This is a genomic window from Amedibacillus sp. YH-ame6, assembly GCF_053848845.1.
Genome location: NZ_JBSPEZ010000001.1, coordinates 156243 through 175053 on the forward strand (window position 1 = coordinate 156243; position 18811 = coordinate 175053).

The window sequence follows — 18811 nt, forward strand, 5'->3', positions numbered from 1 at the left end:
TCCCTTGACATGCAAAAAGACAAAACCACATGGCTTTGTCTTTCTTTTTTATTCTGTTCTAAGAGCTGTAACTGGATCTTTTTTCGATGCGATTTTAGAAGGTATAAATCCTCCAATCAAAGTCAATGTCATACTGATTAAAATCAAGACAACTCCATGCATTGGATTTAATTGTGCAACATTTGCTAGCCCTGACATTTCTTCAATCACAATATTTGCAGGAATCGTTAACAATTGTGCAATCAAGATTCCTAATAGACCACTACACAATCCTACAATTAATGTTTCCGCATTAAACACTCGAGATATATCACGTTTTCTAGCACCCAAAGCACGTAAAACACCAATTTCTTTTGTACGTTCTAATACAGATATATACGTAATAATACCAATCATAATACTAGATACAATCAAGGAAATTGCAGAGAATGCTACAAGAACAATCGTAATTGCGTTCATGATGTCCCCAGATAAAGAAGAAATCATTTCTGCCATATCGGTATACAATACAGATTCATCTTTTGTTTTCCCTTCATTATAATCATCTAAATAAGCTAAGATTTCATCTTTTGATGCAAAATCTTTAGGATAGATATACACAGCTGCTGGTACAGAATCTGCTCCTAAATAAGCCAATGTATTTTCTTTCGTATTGGTAGCCCCTTCTCCTGTTTCAAAAGGCTGACCCGTTAACACATTATAATCTTTTTCTTCTTGCATTTTTACAATCTTAGAATCTTTATTCTTTTCAATTACCAGATTTGTTAATGCACTTGTATAACCGACACCACTTCCAGAAGTGATTAGTTCTTTATCTTCTTTTCCACGTAGGATTGCACTCACTTTTACAGTGATAGCATTCTCTTTCTTATACAACGATTCATAATCTTGATCAATGGTAAAGAATTGTCCTTTATCCACATAATAGTCATCATTGGAAACAATCTTTAATTCTTTATTTAAGATATCTTCAAAACTAATGTTATCATCCACTTTAAAACCTAAAGAAGTTAATGTTTCTTCACTGATACGATTTTGAGAATCTACCATTAACACTAGACCTGGTTTTGTAGTATCTACTTTTCCTGCAAGTACATCATAATTTGCTAGGATGGTATTGTTATCTTCATTTCCATCTGGTAAAGACTGCCAAGCATGCATTCTATCTCTAGTATTTACAGTAGCATACGTTCCATCACTCTTCTGTGCCACGACATTAAAGCCTGTTGATTTCATATAAGAAATACCACCAACTAGTGTTTTATCAATCTTTTCCACATACTCAATATAATCTTTTGTAATATCGTTGGTATGTAACATCGCTGTTGACATATCTTCCATAGGAGTCACTACTTTTTTATCGGTATATTTAGGTAGATACTTTTCATTGTCTCCCATATGATATTGCATCATTGTTTCAGGGTCCATTTCCATAGATTGCTCAGAAACACTGATTGGCATTTGTGAGAGTGAATCTCGTTCAAATGTATCAATTTGCATTTGAAATCCATTTGATAATGACATGATCAACGCAATCCCAATAATCCCTATACTAGAGGCAAAAGCAGTTAATAAGGTTCTTCCCTTTTTTGTCTTAATATTATTAAAAGATAAACTTAAAGCAGTTATATAATTCATTGCTGTTTTCTTAATATGGATTTCATTCTCGACTTGTTTATCTTCAGTTAAGGGATTTGAATCGCTCATGATTTCCCCATCTTTAATCTCTACGATACGATTTGCATATTCTTTTGCCAAATCAGGATTATGCGTAACCATAATTACTAATTTTTCTGAAGCAATTTCTTTGATCAATTCCATAATAGAAACACTTGTTACAGAGTCCAATGCTCCTGTTGGTTCGTCCGCAAGAATGATTTCAGGATCATTTACTAATGCACGTGCTATTGCCACACGTTGCATTTGCCCTCCAGATAACTGGTTCGGTTTCTTATATGCTTGATCCTTTAGACCTACTCGATCCAAAGCTTCTAACGCTTTCTTTTTACGTTCTCCATGAGAATACCCACTTAACGTCATACTCATCTCTACGTTTGTTAAAACATTGATGTGTCCAATCAAATTATAGGATTGAAAAATAAACCCAACGCAATTGTTACGATAGGCATCCCAATCTTTATCCTTGTAATCCTTTGTTGATACATTATCGATAATTAGATTCCCACTTGTATAATGATCCAATCCACCAATAAGATTCAATAATGTAGTTTTTCCACATCCACTAGCACCAAGAATTGCGACAAATTCCTTCTTACGAAATTGAAGATTGATTCCTTTTAAGGCATCTACTTTTGTATTTCCTGCTATATATGTCTTCTTAATATCTACTAACTTCAACATGTTCTATTACCTCCATTGCTTTTTCAAACTATGCAAAAAAGTTATGCTCATCATACACCCGACCATAGGAAAAGTCTACCATTTATACTAGAGATAACACGATTTAACATAATGTTAATATTTCCACATAGATTCTTATCATCCTATTTTAGTATAATAAAGATATAAGGATGGTACATATATGATAGGTATATATTTTAGTGGAACGGGTAATTCAAAATATTGTTTAGATAATTTTCTAAAAGTTTGTAATCCACAGTCCAATGCATACGCGATAGAAGAACCACAGTGTATAAACGAAATACAAAAGCATGAGGAAATAGTGTTTGCTTATCCTGTGCAATATAGTAATATACCAAAGATTGTAAAAGACTTCATTGTTGCACATAAAGAACTTTGGAGTGGTAAAACAGTTTTTGTTATTGCGACTATGGGATTGTTCAGTGGAGATGGTGCAGGTATTTTAGCACGGCTTTTAAAATCCTATGGCGCGAATATTTCAGGGGGACTACATGTGTTGATGCCAGACAGCATCAGTGATGAAAAGGTATTAAAGCATTCCTATGCGAAAAACAAAGAACGTATTGCACAAGCACTTGTAAAGGTCGAAAAGGCTGCGCTACTATATAAAGAAGGAACCCCTACAAGAGAAGGATTACATATAGGTTCACATATAGTAGGACTATTTGGTCAACGTTTATACTTCTATCATAAAACAAAACATTATCGTTCAAATTTGAAAATAGATGTAGAGTACTGTACAGGTTGTGGTACTTGCGTAAAGCTATGTCCAATGAAGAATCTCTCCCTATCACAGCATAAAGCACATGCTAGTTCTTCATGTACCATGTGTTATCGTTGCATTAGTCAATGTCCCAATAAGGCAATCACATTACTAGGAAAGCGTGTAATAGAACAGTATCATATAAAGCATTACGTTGAATAAAAGTGTTGACAATTTCCAAATATTTCTATATCATATAATCAATACAAAAATACTAGGAAAAGAAGAGTAAAAGAAAGAACGCTTTACGAGAGAGTCCATGTTGGTGAAATTGGATAAAGTTAGTACCTCTTTGAACATGATCTTGGAGTAGCTTATGTGAGCCATTGGTTAGCATATGTCGTGATCGCACGTTACAGCGATAGAGTATGATTGTACTCGAAGAGGTTTATATCGTAAGATATAGATGAACCAAGGTGGTAACACGTAAGCTCAAGCTTTCGTCCTTATGGATGGAAGCTTTTTTTGTTAGAAAGTAGGATTCGTATATGGGATATCATATTCGCAGTTTGTTAGATTATAGTATCGCACGGTGTATTGATCGAATGTGTATGTACCATAACGTAACATACAAACAAGATTTTATGGAAAAAGAAAGATGAGGAAAATCCAATGACAAAAGCAAATAAAAACTACAAATTTGAAACACTACAACTACATGTGGGACAAGAACAACCAGATCCAGCTACAGGAGCACGTGCTGTCCCTATTTATCAAACTGCTTCTTATGTATTTGACAATTGTGAACAAGCTGCACAACGCTTTGCGTTAAATGATGCGGGAAATATTTACGGACGTTTAACAAATTCAACACAGGATGTATTTGAAAAGCGTATTGCGGCTTTAGAAGGTGGTGCAGCTGCATTAGGAGTCGCTTCTGGTGCTGCGGCTATTACGTATACGTTTATGACGTTAGCACATCAGGGGGATCATATCGTTTCTGCGAAAACAATTTATGGTGGTACGTATAATTTATTAGCTCATACCTTAAAAGATTTTGGTATTGAAACTACCTTTGTAGATCCAGATGTAGAAGGTTCCTTCGCACAAGCTATACAAGAAAATACCAAAGCAATCTTTCTTGAAACAATAGGAAATCCAAATGCAACCCTTATCGATATTGATGAAGTTGCTCGTATTGCACATAAAAACAACATTCCATTAATTGTCGATAACACATTTGCGACACCTTATCTATATCGTCCTATTGAACATGGTGCAGACATTGTCGTTCATTCTGCCACAAAATTTATTGGAGGTCATGGAACTGCATTAGGTGGCGTTATCATTGATAGTGGTAAATTCGATTGGAATGCGAGTGGTAAATTTGAAAAGCTTACGAAAGCAGACCCTAGCTATCATGGCGTACGTTTTGCTAGTGATTGTGCACCTCTCGGTTTTATATTGAAAGCACGCGCTATCTTATTACGCGATACTGGAGCTTCCATAGCTCCTCTCCATGCATTTTTATTCCTTCAAGGATTAGAAACATTATCTTTACGAGTAGAGCGTCATGTGGAAAATGCATTAAAGGTAATTGCATTCTTAGAGGCACATCCTCGTGTGGAAAGTGTCAACCATCCATCTCTAAAACAACACCCACATCATGCTTTATATGAAACTCACTTCCCAAATGGTGGAGCTTCTATCTTTACCTTCAATATTAAAGGTGGTGCGAAAGAAGCTCAAGCTTTCATTGATAAATTAGAAGTGTTCTCACTACTTGCGAATGTTGCGGATGTAAAATCCCTTGTGATTCATCCAGCAAGCACTACCCATGCACAATTAAACGAAGTGGAGCTACAAGAACAAAACATCCAACCAAATACTATCCGTTTATCTATCGGTACAGAGCATATCGATGATATTCTAGAAGATTTAGCACAAGCATTAGCATAGAAATAAAGTCTCATTTCACCATTTAGAAATGAGACTTTTCTTATGCCATAATCTTTCTTTTAAACAAGCGAATGGATAGTATATAAAAGAGTATACCCAATGCAATACACCAAACAATCGCCACTATAACCGTTTGTACATCCAATGCAGTCCCTAAGGATAAAGAACGTATGGTATCGATAATAGGAGTCATTGGTTGATGTTCAGCAAATATACGTAATAGTTTAGGCATTGTATCCACTGGTACAAATCCTGAACTTATATACGGCAATACAATTGCAAATACAGCAAAGGCTCCTGCCCCTTCTGCATTTTTCGCTAAGATACCAAAATAGATCGATAACCAAGAAATCATCACGATATACAATAATAGAACTACGAAGATTAATGCCCATCCCATAATATCTGCACTTGGACGAAATCCAACAACGAATGCGACAATGATAACCAATATTGTACTCATTGTACTTCGTAAGATTGATTCTATTGCATGTCCCATTAATATGGAGGATTTACAAATAGGCATCGTACAGAAGCGATCCACGATTCCTTTATGCACATCATTGCTTACACTAATAGAAGTATTGGATACACCTTGTCCAATACACTGTATCAAGATACCTGGTACAATGTAGTTCACATAAGATCCATTCCCTACATCCATTGCACCTCCAAATACATAAGAAAACAACAACATCATCAAAACTGGAATTAATACACTTGTTACGATAGTATCTGTGTTGCGAAATGAAATTCGTAAACATCGTATTGTCATTGTCTTTGTATCTTTATATAACTTTATCGCATTCTCCATATTAAGAAGCCTCTCTTTCATTAATGAGTGTTAAAAACACATCTTCCAAGGATGGTTTTTTCTGAATGAACTCTTGTATCACGATTCTATTTGCATCCATGATATTTAAAATCTTAGATAAATGTGAAATGGAGCCATCGCTAATAATCGTCATAGAAAGTTCATCATGATTACATGTACATGGGAAGTCCTCTAGTAAAGACATACTTAGATCTAAATCTTGTACACTATGAAATCTAAATTCTATAACGCCCTGTGGAAGTAATTGTTTTAATTCATCTGGTGTTCCCTGTACCATAATACGGCCATCATGTAAAATCGCAATTCGATCTGCTAATAGTTCTGCTTCTTCTAAATATTGGGTGGTAAGGAAAATGGTTACTCCATTCGCATTTAACTCTCGAATGATTTCCCACATCGCATGGCGACTTTGTGGGTCAAGACCTGTTGTTGGTTCATCTAAGAAAATAATAGAGGGCTCGTTAATTAAACTCATTGCGATATCTAGTTTTCTTCTCATACCTCCAGAGTAAGTAGCTACTAGACGATCTTTTGCTTTCACTAAATCAAAATACCTCAGTAGTTCATTTGCCCTATCTTTAGGGTCTTTTATATGGTGTAATCGACCCATGATTGTTAGATTCTCCATGCCCGTTAGAGATTCATCTACTGCCGCATACTGCCCTGTTAGACTAATCATGGAATGAATTTTATTGGGATGATGAAGAACATCTATTCCTTGCATGAATACACTCCCTGCATCTGCCTTTAAAAGTGTTGTTAATATCTTAATCGTCGTTGTCTTTCCTGCGCCATTAGAACCTAACAAGGAGTAAATCATTCCTTTTTCAACTTCTATATTTACATCTTTGAGTACTTTAATATCTTTAAATGTTTTCTTTAAACCCTTTACAACAATTGCTTTGTTATTCATATGTTCTCCTTTCATACATTCAGTATGTATGTATATTTCTAAAAAATAAAATTGCATCGCAATCTTATTCTTTATATATCTGCTCAACCATGCCTTTCATACGCGATAAAAGCTCATCGTCAAAAACAGGCGCTCCTAAGTGTTCCATTAGTTCTTTCACAAAATAGAATTTATTGAGAAACTCTTCTTGTGTACATGGATAAAGGAATGGCACAAACCACATGTTTGTAATAAACGTAAATAACTCTGAGAGCTGCTTTACATATGGACTCTTTTGAATAGAACCATCTTCCATACCTTCCCTAAAAAGTTCTTCAAACCATGGGGTAATCATCGTTTGATTTGTTTCTATAAAATTCGCTAGTATTTTAGGATTCTTTGCTATCGATTCCCCCATTAGGTTCACCTTCGTAAGATCTGAATTACTATCTTGTAAACTCATTATTTTCTTAATCTTCTCAAGTCCGTTTAAATTCTTTTCTTTCTTCACAAGTTCAAATGGATTGTTTTCAAAAAACAGCTTATCACTAAGTGCATCCCAGACTTCTTCCTTGGATTTAAAATGATGATAAAAGGCTCCACGTGTTAACCCACCAAGTTGATCCACGATATCTAAAATAGATGTCTGTTCGTATCCTTTTTCCAAAAACAGTTTTAAAGAAGCATCTAGAATTCTTTGTACGGTTTCTTCCGGATATTTATTACGTGGCATACAACGCCTCCCATTACATACACTGTGTATGTAAATATAATATAACATGTGAATATAGTGTTGTCAATATAGAAAACCTGCATCAGACGACGCAGGTAGTATTATTTTTTATAGAATACGATGGATTCATAAGGGTTTAATATCATCATACTTTGATATTCACGTTTTGGATAGTTGCTTAATAGACACGTATAGTTTCCTTCCGTTAGTTCTATCGTCGTATTTGTTCCATAGAAATTATTCACAACGATAAGTTCTTCATCTTTCCATATACGTTTATAAGCAAATACTTGCTCATGTTCTTCTAATAGTGGTTCAAAACTTCCTTGTGAAATAATATCGTATTGTTTCCGTAATTGAATAAGCTTACGATAATGTTGTAGCACAGAATCCTCATCATTCTTGCTATTTTCCACATTGATGTCTTGATAATTATGAATAATTGAAATCCATGGTTCTTGTTGACTGAAGCCAGCATTCCTACTCGCATTCCACTGCATAGGGGTACGGCTATTATCACGAGAACGCTCTTGAAGAATACGGTATATATCGTCTTCTTTCATACCTTCTTGTTTCAAAATACCGTAATAGTTAATAGATTCCACATCTTTATACTGTTTGATATCAGTAAAATATGCATTGCTCATTCCAATTTCTTCTCCTTGATAAATATAAGGAGTTCCTCTTAAACAATGAATGGCAGTCGCCAACATCTTAGCGGATTCTTTTGGATAGTTCTTATCATCTCCAAAACGAGACAGTGCTCTAGGTTGATCATGATTGCACCAGAATAATGCATTCCATGCTTGTTCCTTTTGCATTTCTAATTGCCATGTTTGGAACAAATCTTTTAATTCCATAAAATCAAAGGGTTTCAAAGCCCATTTTTGTTTATCTTTGTAATCCACTTTTAGATGATGAAAGTTAAACACCATGGAAAGTTCATGCGCTTTTTTTCCTGCGTATTTCACACAGTTTTCTAATGAAGTAGAAGACATTTCTCCTACCGTTATAATACGTTCATCTTTTCCAAAAGTTCGCTCATTGATTTCTTTTAAATATTCATGAACATGTGTTCCATCAGTATAAAAACGTCTTCCATCACCTTCATAATCATCTTGTAATACATCTGGTTTACTTATTAAATTAATAACATCAAAACGAAATCCATAGACCCCTTTTTCTGTCCAAAACTTTAAAATCTCACAAAGTTCATTACGTACTTCTGGATTATCCCAGTTTAAATCTGCTTGTGTTTTATCAAATAAATGAAGATAGTATTCATCGAAATCTTTCACATATTCCCAAGCATTTCCACCAAACTTACTTACCCAATTGGTTGGCGCATCTCCATTTTCTTTCCCTTTTCGAAAGATATAGTAATCTTTATATTTTTTTTCACCACGCATCGCTTTTTGAAACCAAACATGCTTTGTAGAAGTATGATTGAATACCATATCTAACATAATATCGATATGATGCTTCTTAGCTTCTTTGATTAGATTTTCAAATATTTCCATTGTCCCAAAGCGAGGATCAATGGAACGATAATCTGCCACATCGTATCCATTGTCGTTCTGTGGAGATACAAAGAAGGGAGTCATCCATATATAATCAACACCAAGATATTCCAAGTAATCTAATTTTTCTATGATGCCTTGTAAATCTCCTAACCCATCTCCATCACTATCATAAAAAGACTTGGGATATATTTGATATACTACTTTATTTTCAAAGTTCATAATTACTCTCCTACTCTTGTATATTAAGGATTCCAGTTTCCTTTGTGTGTACCTTTTGATTTACTTTTTGCACTTCTACTTTTTCCCCACTTGTAAATATCACAGGTGAAACAAGGGATTTTCCTTTTTCTTTGATTTCTGATATATCTACCTTTGCGATGCATTCACCCTGTCGTACAGTATCACCTACTTGTACACAAGATTCAAAACCTTTACCTTCTAATTCCACGGTATCCATTCCAATATGAAGTAAGATTTCTTTCCCATCATTTGTGCGCAATCCATATGCATGCTTACTAGGGAAACAAAGAATGATTTCACCACTCATTGGTGCGACTATGTCTCCTTCTTCTAATTCTATCGCAAACCCATCTCCCATTGCCCGTGAAGAAAATGCTTTATCTTCAACTTGATCTAATGTTAACAGTGTTCCACTCATTGGAGATATTAGTTCTTCATGTATTGCGTTTATTTCGTCTGCATCTACAAGTTCAATTCCTGTAAGTTCTTCTTGTGATAATTTTTTCTTTCCAATCACATACGTAATAAGGAAAGGAATTACAATTGCTATACACATTGCCATTGCAAACATAAGCATATATTGTGTCTTAATAGAAAGAATTCCAGGAATTCCACCAACACCGATTGTTTCAGCCATAACACCCATACCCACAGAGAAGGTTGCCGCACAAGCAGAACCTATCATACCTGCTATAAATGGAAACATATATTTTAAGTTTACCCCAAACATGGCTGGTTCTGTTACTCCTAGATAACAGGAAATACATGCTGGAATTGATATTTGTTGTGCTTTTTCATTTTTACGTTGTAATACGATCATTGCCAGAACCGCAGAACCTTGCGCAATATTGGATAATGCAATCATTGGCCATAAGATAGTTCCATTGAATTCACTCACCAACTGTAAATCGATCGCATTGCTCATATGGTGAAGCCCGGTAATCACAAGTGGTGCATATAAGAATCCAAATAAAGTAGCGAATAACCAGCCAAACGCAGATGTTAGCCCTCCATAAACAACACTTGAAATTGCATTTCCTATTGTCCATCCAATAGGACCTACAATGGTATGTGCAATTAAAACTGCAGGAATCAGTGAACAAAATGGCACAACAATCATGGATATATAATCTGGGGATATTCTTCTGAAGAATTTTTCAAGATATACAAGTACAAAACCCGCCATCATTGCAGGGATTACTTGTGCTTGATATCCAATCATCTGTACACTCGCAAACCCAAAGTTCCATACAGGTATATCTGCAGTTGCTGTAGTTGCTACAGAATATGCATTCAATAATTGTGGAGACACCAACGTAATTCCAAGTATGATTCCAAGGATTTGTGTGGTACCCATTTTCTTAGTAATGGACCAAACAATCCCTACTGGTAAGAACTGGAATACAGCTTCTCCAATCAACCATAAGAAGGAGTCTACACCTGCCCAAAATTGTGATATCTCAACTAAAGTCTTAGATCCATCTTCAAACATTTTGATAGAATCAATAATATTTCGAAAGCCTAATATCAAACCTCCACAAATAAGGGCAGGAATCAATGGTGCAAAGATTTCGCCAAGGTTCCCCATAATTCTTTGCAAACGTGTTTGATTCGTTTTCGCTGCTTTCTTGATATCTTCTTTACTTACTCCAGACAATCCGCTTACCAGCATAAATTCATTGTAGAATTCTTGCACATCATTTCCTATAATAACTTGAAACTGTCCTGATTGCGTAAAGGTTCCCTTTGCAGACTTTAAAGATTCGATTTTCTTAACATCTGCTTTTGCTTCATCTACCAAAACAAATCGAACACGTGTGACACAGTGAGAAACTGCGTTAATGTTTTCTTTTCCACCAACGTATGTGAGTAATTCTTTTGCGTCATTTGTATATTTGCTCATATGACATCCTCCTAATTCATCTTGTACGTACAAGTTCTTTATGCCCTAATCATAAACCTGTACGTACATGTTGTCAACACTTATTTTATATGAATTTAAAAAAGGTATGAAATTGTAGTCTCACACCTTTGTTCTATATCACTCTTTACTCTTTAACTCTTTTAAGGTTTCACACAAAAACAATTCATCAATGATATGTTCTAGTTGTTCTTGTGTCATGGTTGAAAGCCATTCATTTTCATCACTCCCAAACTTTTGTCTTATAAATTTTGAGATTATATGGAGACGTTCTTCCTCTTTGCCTTTACGAGAACCTATTTCAATTCCTTTTTCAATACCTTTTTCAATTCCTTTTTCAATGCCTTTTTCAATGCCTTTTTCAATACCTTCTTTGATTCCTTTTTCAATTCCCTTTTTCATACCCTGCTCTAGAGCTATTTGAGTTCTTTCTTCTAATTGGTTCTCCGCTCTCATTTCTCCCATTTCAATTGCCATTGCAATGGACCAAAGATCTTCATCATCCTGCATGTGTTGATATTTTTCCATGATTGCTCTCACCAACCTTTCCTCTGACTTCAGTATATCACGATTTCTATTATTTTTAAACAGATAGCAAAGCTGTTCAAATCCACTCATATGTAAGGCTCCCTTTTCTTTCGCGATACGATTGATTACTGGCAAATGAATGAAAATACTTTTTATGAGGGAATCTCCACCCATAGGATATCCACCTTTATTCATTAACTCATATTCATTAATTAAATCTTCATTACATGGGGCTATTGCATCTACAAATACGATTTGATATACATGTTTTAACTTTTTGTAATTATCCCCTTTCCTCAACTGGTTTGATAACATCCTAGTCAAATACAATTGAAATCGTTTATTATCTATCGATCCAATATAAGTTGTCTGCATTTCAATATCATATTCGTTATCCTGTTCATCCTTAACATGAACATCTAGAACAACTCCTTTTTTCCCAATAATCTTCGAATCCAAAATGGGATTTAAAACTTTGCTTTCTTTGGGATGAATGCCTGTGAGTTCTTCGATGATAGAATGTCGAATGAATATTGAAGTCTCATCATCTGCGCTTAACGCATATTTAAAAAATACATCATTACAAAAATTTACTTCTTTGCTTCTTGTGATCATCATTATGATTCCTCCTTGGAAAGGGTATACCCCTTCCATAGGTATATACGAAATAAATTTCAAAAATCCTAAAATTTTTATGTATTTACATAATTAATTTAAAAATGCAGTCCGTAGACTACATTTACTAACTATCTCTTCTTGCGAAATCGATGAATTGAAACTTATCTGGTCTATGTCTAGATTCCGTATATTGAAATAACGTAGCATCTTCCAAATAGGTAAATGATTTTACTGATACAACCATTTCATACTGTTTCATATCCAATAACTCTTTATCTTTTTGTGTTGCATTCTGTACTGTAATTTCTTTTTTCGCAAAACTAATCTTCAAACCAAGGGTGTGCTCTATGTAATCGTAAAGTGAATCTTGTGCGATTTCCTTTGTTAATCCTGGGATAATTTGAGCATTTAAATGATCAATATCACGAATGATGCGTTCACCATCAAATTTACGAATACGCTCAATCTTCCAAACTTTACCTTCTTCCATCATGAGTTCCCATTTCAAATCTTTATCTGCATCTACACTCTCAAACACGGATACGATGGTTTCAATAACTCCCCCCATACTTTGAGCAAGTTCTTTAAAACTAGTCACTCCAGACACTGGAAAACTAAAACGACTATTATCCAACACAACAGAACCTTTCCCTTTTGCCTTAGAGATATAACCGTTTTGTGCCAAAAGGTTCAATGCTTTACGTATGGTATCACGTGATGCGTCGTGAATCTTCATCAATTCATTTTCACTTGGTAATAAATCCCCAGCTTTTACTTTCTGTTCTTCTATCATGGTTAAAAGTTTTCCATATATAGTATGATATTTACTCTCCATGTTTCTTTCCTCCTATATCATCTTTCCATTGATTTGCAAAGTATTTTAAACTGTGATCTGCTTGTGGAAATACTCCTAGCTTATCTAAAAATGCATGATTTACACCCGCATAACAAACCAACTCTATATCGTGTTTCTCTTTGAATTTTTGATAAAACTTTTCTTGAGATACACGTAAATAATCAAATTCTGCAACGCATAAACGAATGGGAGGCAATCCCTTTAGTGTTTCAAGCAATATGGGAGAAGCAAGTGTATTTGTGCTATCACTTCCTTGTAAGTAACATACTTGAAACATCTTCTCGCAATCTTTTAATGATGTAACGCAAGCATCGATATGAGGGTTACTCTTTTTTCCATAATAAGCAAACTCCCATGTATATTCTTTCTCTATGCGTTGATCTACGACCGGATAATACAGCATTAAAAATGATAGAATTGATGATTGTGTAGCATCTAGCTGCGCAACCCCCAGTGCAATATTTGCCCCTGCACTATCCCCAGCTAACGCGATATGATTTTTATCTATGTTATATTGCTCAGCGTGTTCATAAAGATAGCGAGTTACTTCATAACATTGATGAATTGCGTAAGGAAATGGATATTCTGGAGCTAACCCATAATCAAAGGATATTACACATGAGGAACTTAACTCTGCCAACCTTTTGCATGGATGTTCTACAGCATCTAAACTTCCCGCACAAAACCCTCCTCCATGTAAATAACAAATACAAGGGAGTGTACCTTCCACACCTTTTGATCGATATATTCGAACATTCATTTCTAAAATCTGGATACTTTCAACATTCACATCCTTTGAAATATCTATATTGGGATATCCATTATTCGCTCTTTGCGCACCAATATCATAGCCCTGAATGTATGGTCCTACATTTGCCTTTTTTTGAGGTCGCTGATCTTGATATTTTTTTAATTTTTCTTCCACATGAACATCATCTAAAATATTCCCACAAACTATATAGTTCATCATGATCTCCTACCTTATATAACATGATTATAACCTGTACGTACAGAATTGTAAAGGTAAGCTAAAAAAAGAAAAGAGTACCTAAGTACCCTTAACTTAACAACATTCTCTTAATATTTCGTATCGTTCAATCTTGGAAAGAATGTGAGCATCCATAGACCACTGATACCAACCAATACATATACAATTCTTGTCAACATGGTATCTACACCAAATAGCATGGTCACAAGGTTAATATCGAATAAGCCAATGAGACCCCAGTTTAATGCTCCTACGATTCCTATAATCAACGCGATATAATTCAGAATTTTCATATTGATTCCTCCTTATAGAATAGTATGAGCAGACTTATAAACTTTATGCATTCCTATTTAAATAAGGTACCACTTTGTAAAATAGACCAAGATGCTTCTTCATTCTTTGTAGTAAACGTAATATTGAATATTGCTTGTGTACTATCAAATACGATACTTCCTGTACCGCTATTTCCATACCCATCATCCTTGAAATCAAATGTCATTGTATTAGCGTTGATGCTACCTTCAATACCATCCAAAGATGCCACATTTTCTGAATTGGATGGATCATAACTTTGTAGAGTAAATACCGCTTTGTTGTTGTCTACACTTTTAATGTGTAAGGTAGAATTGTTCCCACTCCATTGCCCTACTACGATATATGATGAAGCTTCATCCGTAGTATCAGAATCATCGCTACCCTCTTCTTCTTCATTAGGTCCTTCTTTACTATCACTTGTAATTGAGCCCCTCGTGAAGACATCACCTTTCTGAATGGAACAACCTATGGTTCCCTGCACTTTTAAGGAATTAGCACTCAGGATTTTAAATGTAATTACATCTGCTGAATGACTTGTCAGAGTCATACTATTCTCATCCATAGTCCACGTTCCCTCTTTAGTAGAATCCGCACTGCAATCGTTATACTTCATTTGATAGGTTCCATCACTCTTCAAAAGAATACTTGAACTACTATCTTCGTAAATCTTTTCGCTTGTAAATGTACCTGCTATTTCATTCATAGTATAGCTGTTCTTTTTCACAAATGAATATTCATCTCCATATTGCCAATACAAATAGCCACCTGCACCAATCAATCCGATCAATAACAAAAGGATCACTAGAAGTGGCCAATTCCTTTTCTTTTCCACCGTCTTATGGTCCACATTCTTGGTTTTATACTTCGTTTTCTTTTTCGTCTTACGCTTTATCTTCCCCTTCTTTGAAGGAGTGCTTTTTTCCTTTGTAGAAGATGATTTTTTATCTTCCTCATATCCATTAGAAAGCCCATCTAATGAGATATCAAATAAAGAGGCAAGTTCACGAAGTTGTTGAACGGAGGGTTCCTTAACTCCATTTTCCCAATTCAAAATTTCTTGTTCACTTACTTTCATAAACTTCGCAATACGCAAAGCACTAATATCATACTCTTCACGCAAAGTTCTTAAATTTATTTTATTCATAGGAATACCTCCTCCTAGATATCTTTTATCTTACACGCATATATCCTATTGTCTAGAGAACTCAAGAAATGTTTTGTTAATCTTAATGAAATCGTCACAAAGATGACAGATAAGACATAATTTTTAAATATGACATAGCGTTGTCATGTACTTTCCTATATACTTTATGTATAAGGATTGGTGATGTATATGGCACGTTGGGATAAGATGAATCGAATGGATGAGCCTTATGAAGAAGACATTAGAAATTTTGTAAGGAATGAAGTATGGGAAATCTTTTATGATTATATAACCCAAACTTATGCATGTAAGCCTGTTTTTGAATACAGCAATTGTGTGTGGCCAGGATGGAATGTGAAATTTAAAAAGGGTGGAAAGAATTTATGCACTGTATATCCTTTTGAAGGTTATCTTTGTGTACTTGTTGTAGTTGGTCAAAAGGAAAAGGAACGCTTTGAAAAAGAACTTCCTACCATGAGCAAATACCTTCAAAACTTATACCATGATACGCAAGAAGGCATGGGACAGCGTTGGTTAAGAATTGAATTAGAAGATAAAGAGAGAATGGATGATATAAAGAAATGTATACGTATCAAAAGTGGACAGAAATAATACCTACAACAAACATAGCTTCTACGAAAAACGATCAAATACAAAGGTACTTGGTCGTTTTTATGTTTTGAATTATGGTTTATAAAATTGATATGTTAATGAAATTGTGCCAATTTTGTTTTTTCAAATGCTTCTTCACTTATAGATACTTTCCATTTATAGAATAAGATAGATAAAGAAGAGAACACAAGTATCATTCCAGTAAAGATGAGTACATCACCAGTAATACTTCCTCCTAATGCAAGGGTATGGCGTAAGGCATCTACACTATAGGTGAATGGCATAAATGGGTGAATCGTATGATAGAAACTACTAGATGTTTCTATTGGATACGTTCCTGCTGCACCACCTAATTGAAACACCATGAAAATCAATACTAGGAAAGCTCCAATTTTTCCACAGGTGATATTGAAGAATACAATCAATGACATAAACGCTGCGGATATCAAACATGAGACAAGAAATGTTTTACATGTTTGTAATGGAGATAATCCATTCATCAATACAAGTGCACTGACCATAAGGATTGCCATGATAGTAGATATCACATACATAACGGATGCTTTACTCAGCCACAACTTCCAACCTGATTTTGTTTGAACATTGTTTTTTAGTAAAGGATACATTAAAGTAAATGCCATACATGCAACATACAATCCTACAGACATCATATAAGGTGCCATTGCTTTTCCATTGGTTTCTACTTTAGAGATTTCTTCATGTTCTACTTCCACTGGTTGAGCGAGCATCTCTTTTGTTTGTTCACTGCTTGTGATATTACTTTTATCTGCGCCATCTTGTAAAGAACTGCTTAACTGATTACTTCCATCTTTAACTTGTGTCAAACCTTGTGATAAAGATTGAGAACCATTTGCTAATTGGAATGCACCAGAAGCGATTTTACTAGATCCATCATACAATTGATTCGTACCACTTGATAATGTTGGATTTGCTTTTATAAGAGATAGAGATCCTGTATATAAGGAGCTAGAACCATCCGCAAGTTGTTGTACACCTTGTACTAAGGTTGGCATTTGTTTATTCAGTTGTGCAGTTCCCTCTTCTAGTGATAACGCCCCACTTGATAAATTTGAAGAGTTAGCACTCAATGTATCTGCGCCTTGCGAAAGCTTTGTGACTCCTTGTGTATAATTTAAAACACTTTGTTTTAGTCCTGTGTTGGTATTCATACCTTGATCAAGTAAGGCTAAGCCTTGATCCAATTGTTTCATGCCTGATAACAAAGGAACAGAGATTGTCTGATGAACTTGTTGAAGTGCGTTAGATTGTAGTGTTAGGGTATCTTTATCTTTTGATAATAAAGCCGTATTCGCCTGTAATAGTGCAATCATTTGTTTTTCTGTATCACTGGCTGTGCCATCAACCACCTTTTGATTTAAACTGGCAAGCATTGTATCATTCTTTGTTTTAATACCTTCATGACTTGTAAGTAATTGAGCAAATAATACTTTGTTTTCATCACTTAGTTGATACGCCAATGTATCCGATAAACTTTGCATACCATTCAGTAATTGTTCGCTACCTACTTTGCTTTGTGAAATACCTTTAGATACTTCATTAACACCATTATTTAATGCAGTGCTATTAGAAGTTACTTGATGCAATCCTAGCGTTAATGCATCAACTCCTGTTGTATAAGTATCAACACCCTTACGCAAGGAACTACTTCCATCGTTTAACTTTGTAACACCTTGGCTTAATGGTACACTATTTCCTTTCAGTGTTTGTAGTCCTTCATCCAATTGTTTGCTTCCATCACTCAATTGTTCAACACCTTTCGTATAGGTCTCAACGCCATCCATCAATGTTTTAGAACCATCTTCAAATTGCAAGGTGCTACTTGCAAGAGTTCTTAGATTTTCTTTGATTGTATCATTCCCTGCAATTGTTTGTGTAACACCTTCTTCTAGTTTTACAGAACCATTGCTTGCTTCTTGCAATCCGTTACTTAGCGTTTTAACCTGAGAAAATAACGTATCTGCGTATGTTTTTGTAATTGTTTTACTAATGTTTTCCTGAATGGTACGTATCGCTGTTTCATCCATCTTAGAAGCGATATAATTAGTACCAGGGTTAGTCGCATACTCCAGAACCATCTTTTCAGGATTTTGATTTAATAGAGTTGTTGCGTTATAGGAGAACTTCTCTGGAATGGTGATGACCATATAATAAGTACCATCCTCTAATCCCTTTTTGGCAACGCCTTCTTTTACAAATTGGAAATCCATTGAACGATTATCTTTTAGATTCTCACATAATGCTTTTCCTACATGAAGCTTTGAGCCATTATATTCCACTTCCTTGTCTTTATCGACGACGGCAACTGGCATTTGATCTGCGTTTCCATACGGATCCCACATAGAACCTAAGAATACTCCTGCGTACACCATTGGTATGATCGTGATTGCTATGAGTACAACCTTAATCCATGTGCTTTGAAGTATACTTTTCCACTCTTTCTTCATTTTGATCCTTCCTTTTCTTTATTGTTCTGCAAATATACACTCACAGAATACACAAATTATATTCAGAAAGGGTAGG

The 18811-nt window shown here is 35.0% G+C and carries 15 protein-coding genes and 1 other annotated feature; of the genes, 3 read left to right on the forward strand and 12 right to left on the reverse strand.

Annotation, left to right across the window (positions count from 1 at the left end):
* Positions 1–48: 48 nt before the first annotated feature.
* Positions 49–2361 (reverse strand): ABC transporter ATP-binding protein/permease, encoded by a 2313-nt coding sequence (locus ACWG0P_RS00825; RefSeq protein WP_455800057.1) that lies wholly within the window; start codon positions 2359–2361, stop codon positions 49–51.
* Between the two features lie 181 nt (positions 2362–2542).
* Between ACWG0P_RS00825 and ACWG0P_RS00830 the strand changes: the two genes are divergently transcribed.
* Both ACWG0P_RS00830 and ACWG0P_RS00835 read left to right on the forward strand, forming a co-directional pair.
* Positions 2543–3307 (forward strand): EFR1 family ferrodoxin, encoded by a 765-nt coding sequence (locus ACWG0P_RS00830; protein WP_455800058.1) that lies wholly within the window; start codon positions 2543–2545, stop codon positions 3305–3307.
* A 45-nt stretch (positions 3308–3352) separates the two neighbouring features.
* Positions 3353–3596 (forward strand) — a binding site (T-box leader).
* A gap of 161 nt (positions 3597–3757) precedes the next feature.
* Entirely contained in the window at positions 3758–5044 is a 1287-nt protein-coding gene (locus tag ACWG0P_RS00835) for an O-acetylhomoserine aminocarboxypropyltransferase/cysteine synthase family protein (RefSeq protein ID WP_455800059.1), read from the forward strand.
* Positions 5045–5084: 40 nt separating this feature from the next.
* On the opposite strand, the gene ACWG0P_RS00840 is transcribed toward ACWG0P_RS00835, so the two are convergent.
* From ACWG0P_RS00840 to ACWG0P_RS00885, 10 genes are all read right to left on the reverse strand, one after another.
* Positions 5085–5858 carry an ABC transporter permease gene (locus tag ACWG0P_RS00840; protein WP_455800060.1) on the reverse strand — a complete coding sequence of 258 codons (774 nt, stop codon included), beginning with the start codon at positions 5856–5858 and terminating at the stop codon, positions 5085–5087.
* A gap of 1 nt (position 5859) precedes the next feature.
* On the reverse strand, positions 5860–6792 hold the full coding sequence (locus tag ACWG0P_RS00845; protein ID WP_455800061.1) for an ATP-binding cassette domain-containing protein: 933 nt from the start codon (positions 6790–6792) through the stop codon (positions 5860–5862).
* Between the two features lie 64 nt (positions 6793–6856).
* Positions 6857–7504, reverse strand: a complete 648-nt coding sequence (locus tag ACWG0P_RS00850; protein WP_455800062.1) for a TetR/AcrR family transcriptional regulator — start codon at positions 7502–7504, stop codon at positions 6857–6859.
* A 101-nt stretch (positions 7505–7605) separates the two neighbouring features.
* Positions 7606–9246 carry an alpha,alpha-phosphotrehalase gene (gene treC / locus ACWG0P_RS00855; protein WP_455800063.1) on the reverse strand — a complete coding sequence of 547 codons (1641 nt, stop codon included), beginning with the start codon at positions 9244–9246 and terminating at the stop codon, positions 7606–7608.
* A 10-nt stretch (positions 9247–9256) separates the two neighbouring features.
* Entirely contained in the window at positions 9257–11170 is a 1914-nt protein-coding gene (gene treP / locus ACWG0P_RS00860) for a PTS system trehalose-specific EIIBC component (protein WP_455800064.1), read from the reverse strand.
* 138 nt (positions 11171–11308) lie between these two features.
* Positions 11309–12334, reverse strand: coding sequence for a PD-(D/E)XK nuclease family transposase (locus ACWG0P_RS00865; protein WP_455800065.1), 1026 nt, complete (start codon positions 12332–12334; stop codon positions 11309–11311).
* 124 nt (positions 12335–12458) lie between these two features.
* Positions 12459–13169 (reverse strand): trehalose operon repressor, encoded by a 711-nt coding sequence (gene treR, locus ACWG0P_RS00870; protein WP_455790207.1) that lies wholly within the window; start codon positions 13167–13169, stop codon positions 12459–12461.
* Positions 13159–14157, reverse strand: a complete 999-nt coding sequence (locus ACWG0P_RS00875) for an alpha/beta hydrolase (RefSeq protein WP_455800066.1) — start codon at positions 14155–14157, stop codon at positions 13159–13161. Before ACWG0P_RS00875 ends, treR begins: the two co-directional genes overlap by 11 nt.
* A 110-nt stretch (positions 14158–14267) precedes the next feature.
* A complete protein-coding gene (locus ACWG0P_RS00880) occupies positions 14268–14471 on the reverse strand; it encodes a DUF378 domain-containing protein (RefSeq protein ID WP_455790205.1) in 204 nt (67 codons plus the stop codon).
* A gap of 53 nt (positions 14472–14524) precedes the next feature.
* A complete protein-coding gene (locus ACWG0P_RS00885; protein ID WP_455800067.1) occupies positions 14525–15637 on the reverse strand; it encodes a helix-turn-helix transcriptional regulator in 1113 nt (370 codons plus the stop codon).
* 189 nt (positions 15638–15826) lie between these two features.
* On the opposite strand from ACWG0P_RS00885, the gene ACWG0P_RS00890 reads away from it, so the two are divergent.
* On the forward strand, positions 15827–16249 hold the full coding sequence (locus ACWG0P_RS00890) for a DUF3788 domain-containing protein (RefSeq protein ID WP_455800068.1): 423 nt from the start codon (positions 15827–15829) through the stop codon (positions 16247–16249).
* 95 nt (positions 16250–16344) lie between these two features.
* Here the strand turns inward: ACWG0P_RS00890 and ACWG0P_RS00895 are convergent, their stop codons facing one another.
* Positions 16345–18735 (reverse strand): YhgE/Pip family protein, encoded by a 2391-nt coding sequence (locus ACWG0P_RS00895; RefSeq protein WP_455800069.1) that lies wholly within the window; start codon positions 18733–18735, stop codon positions 16345–16347.
* Between the last annotated feature and the right edge of the window lie 76 nt (positions 18736–18811).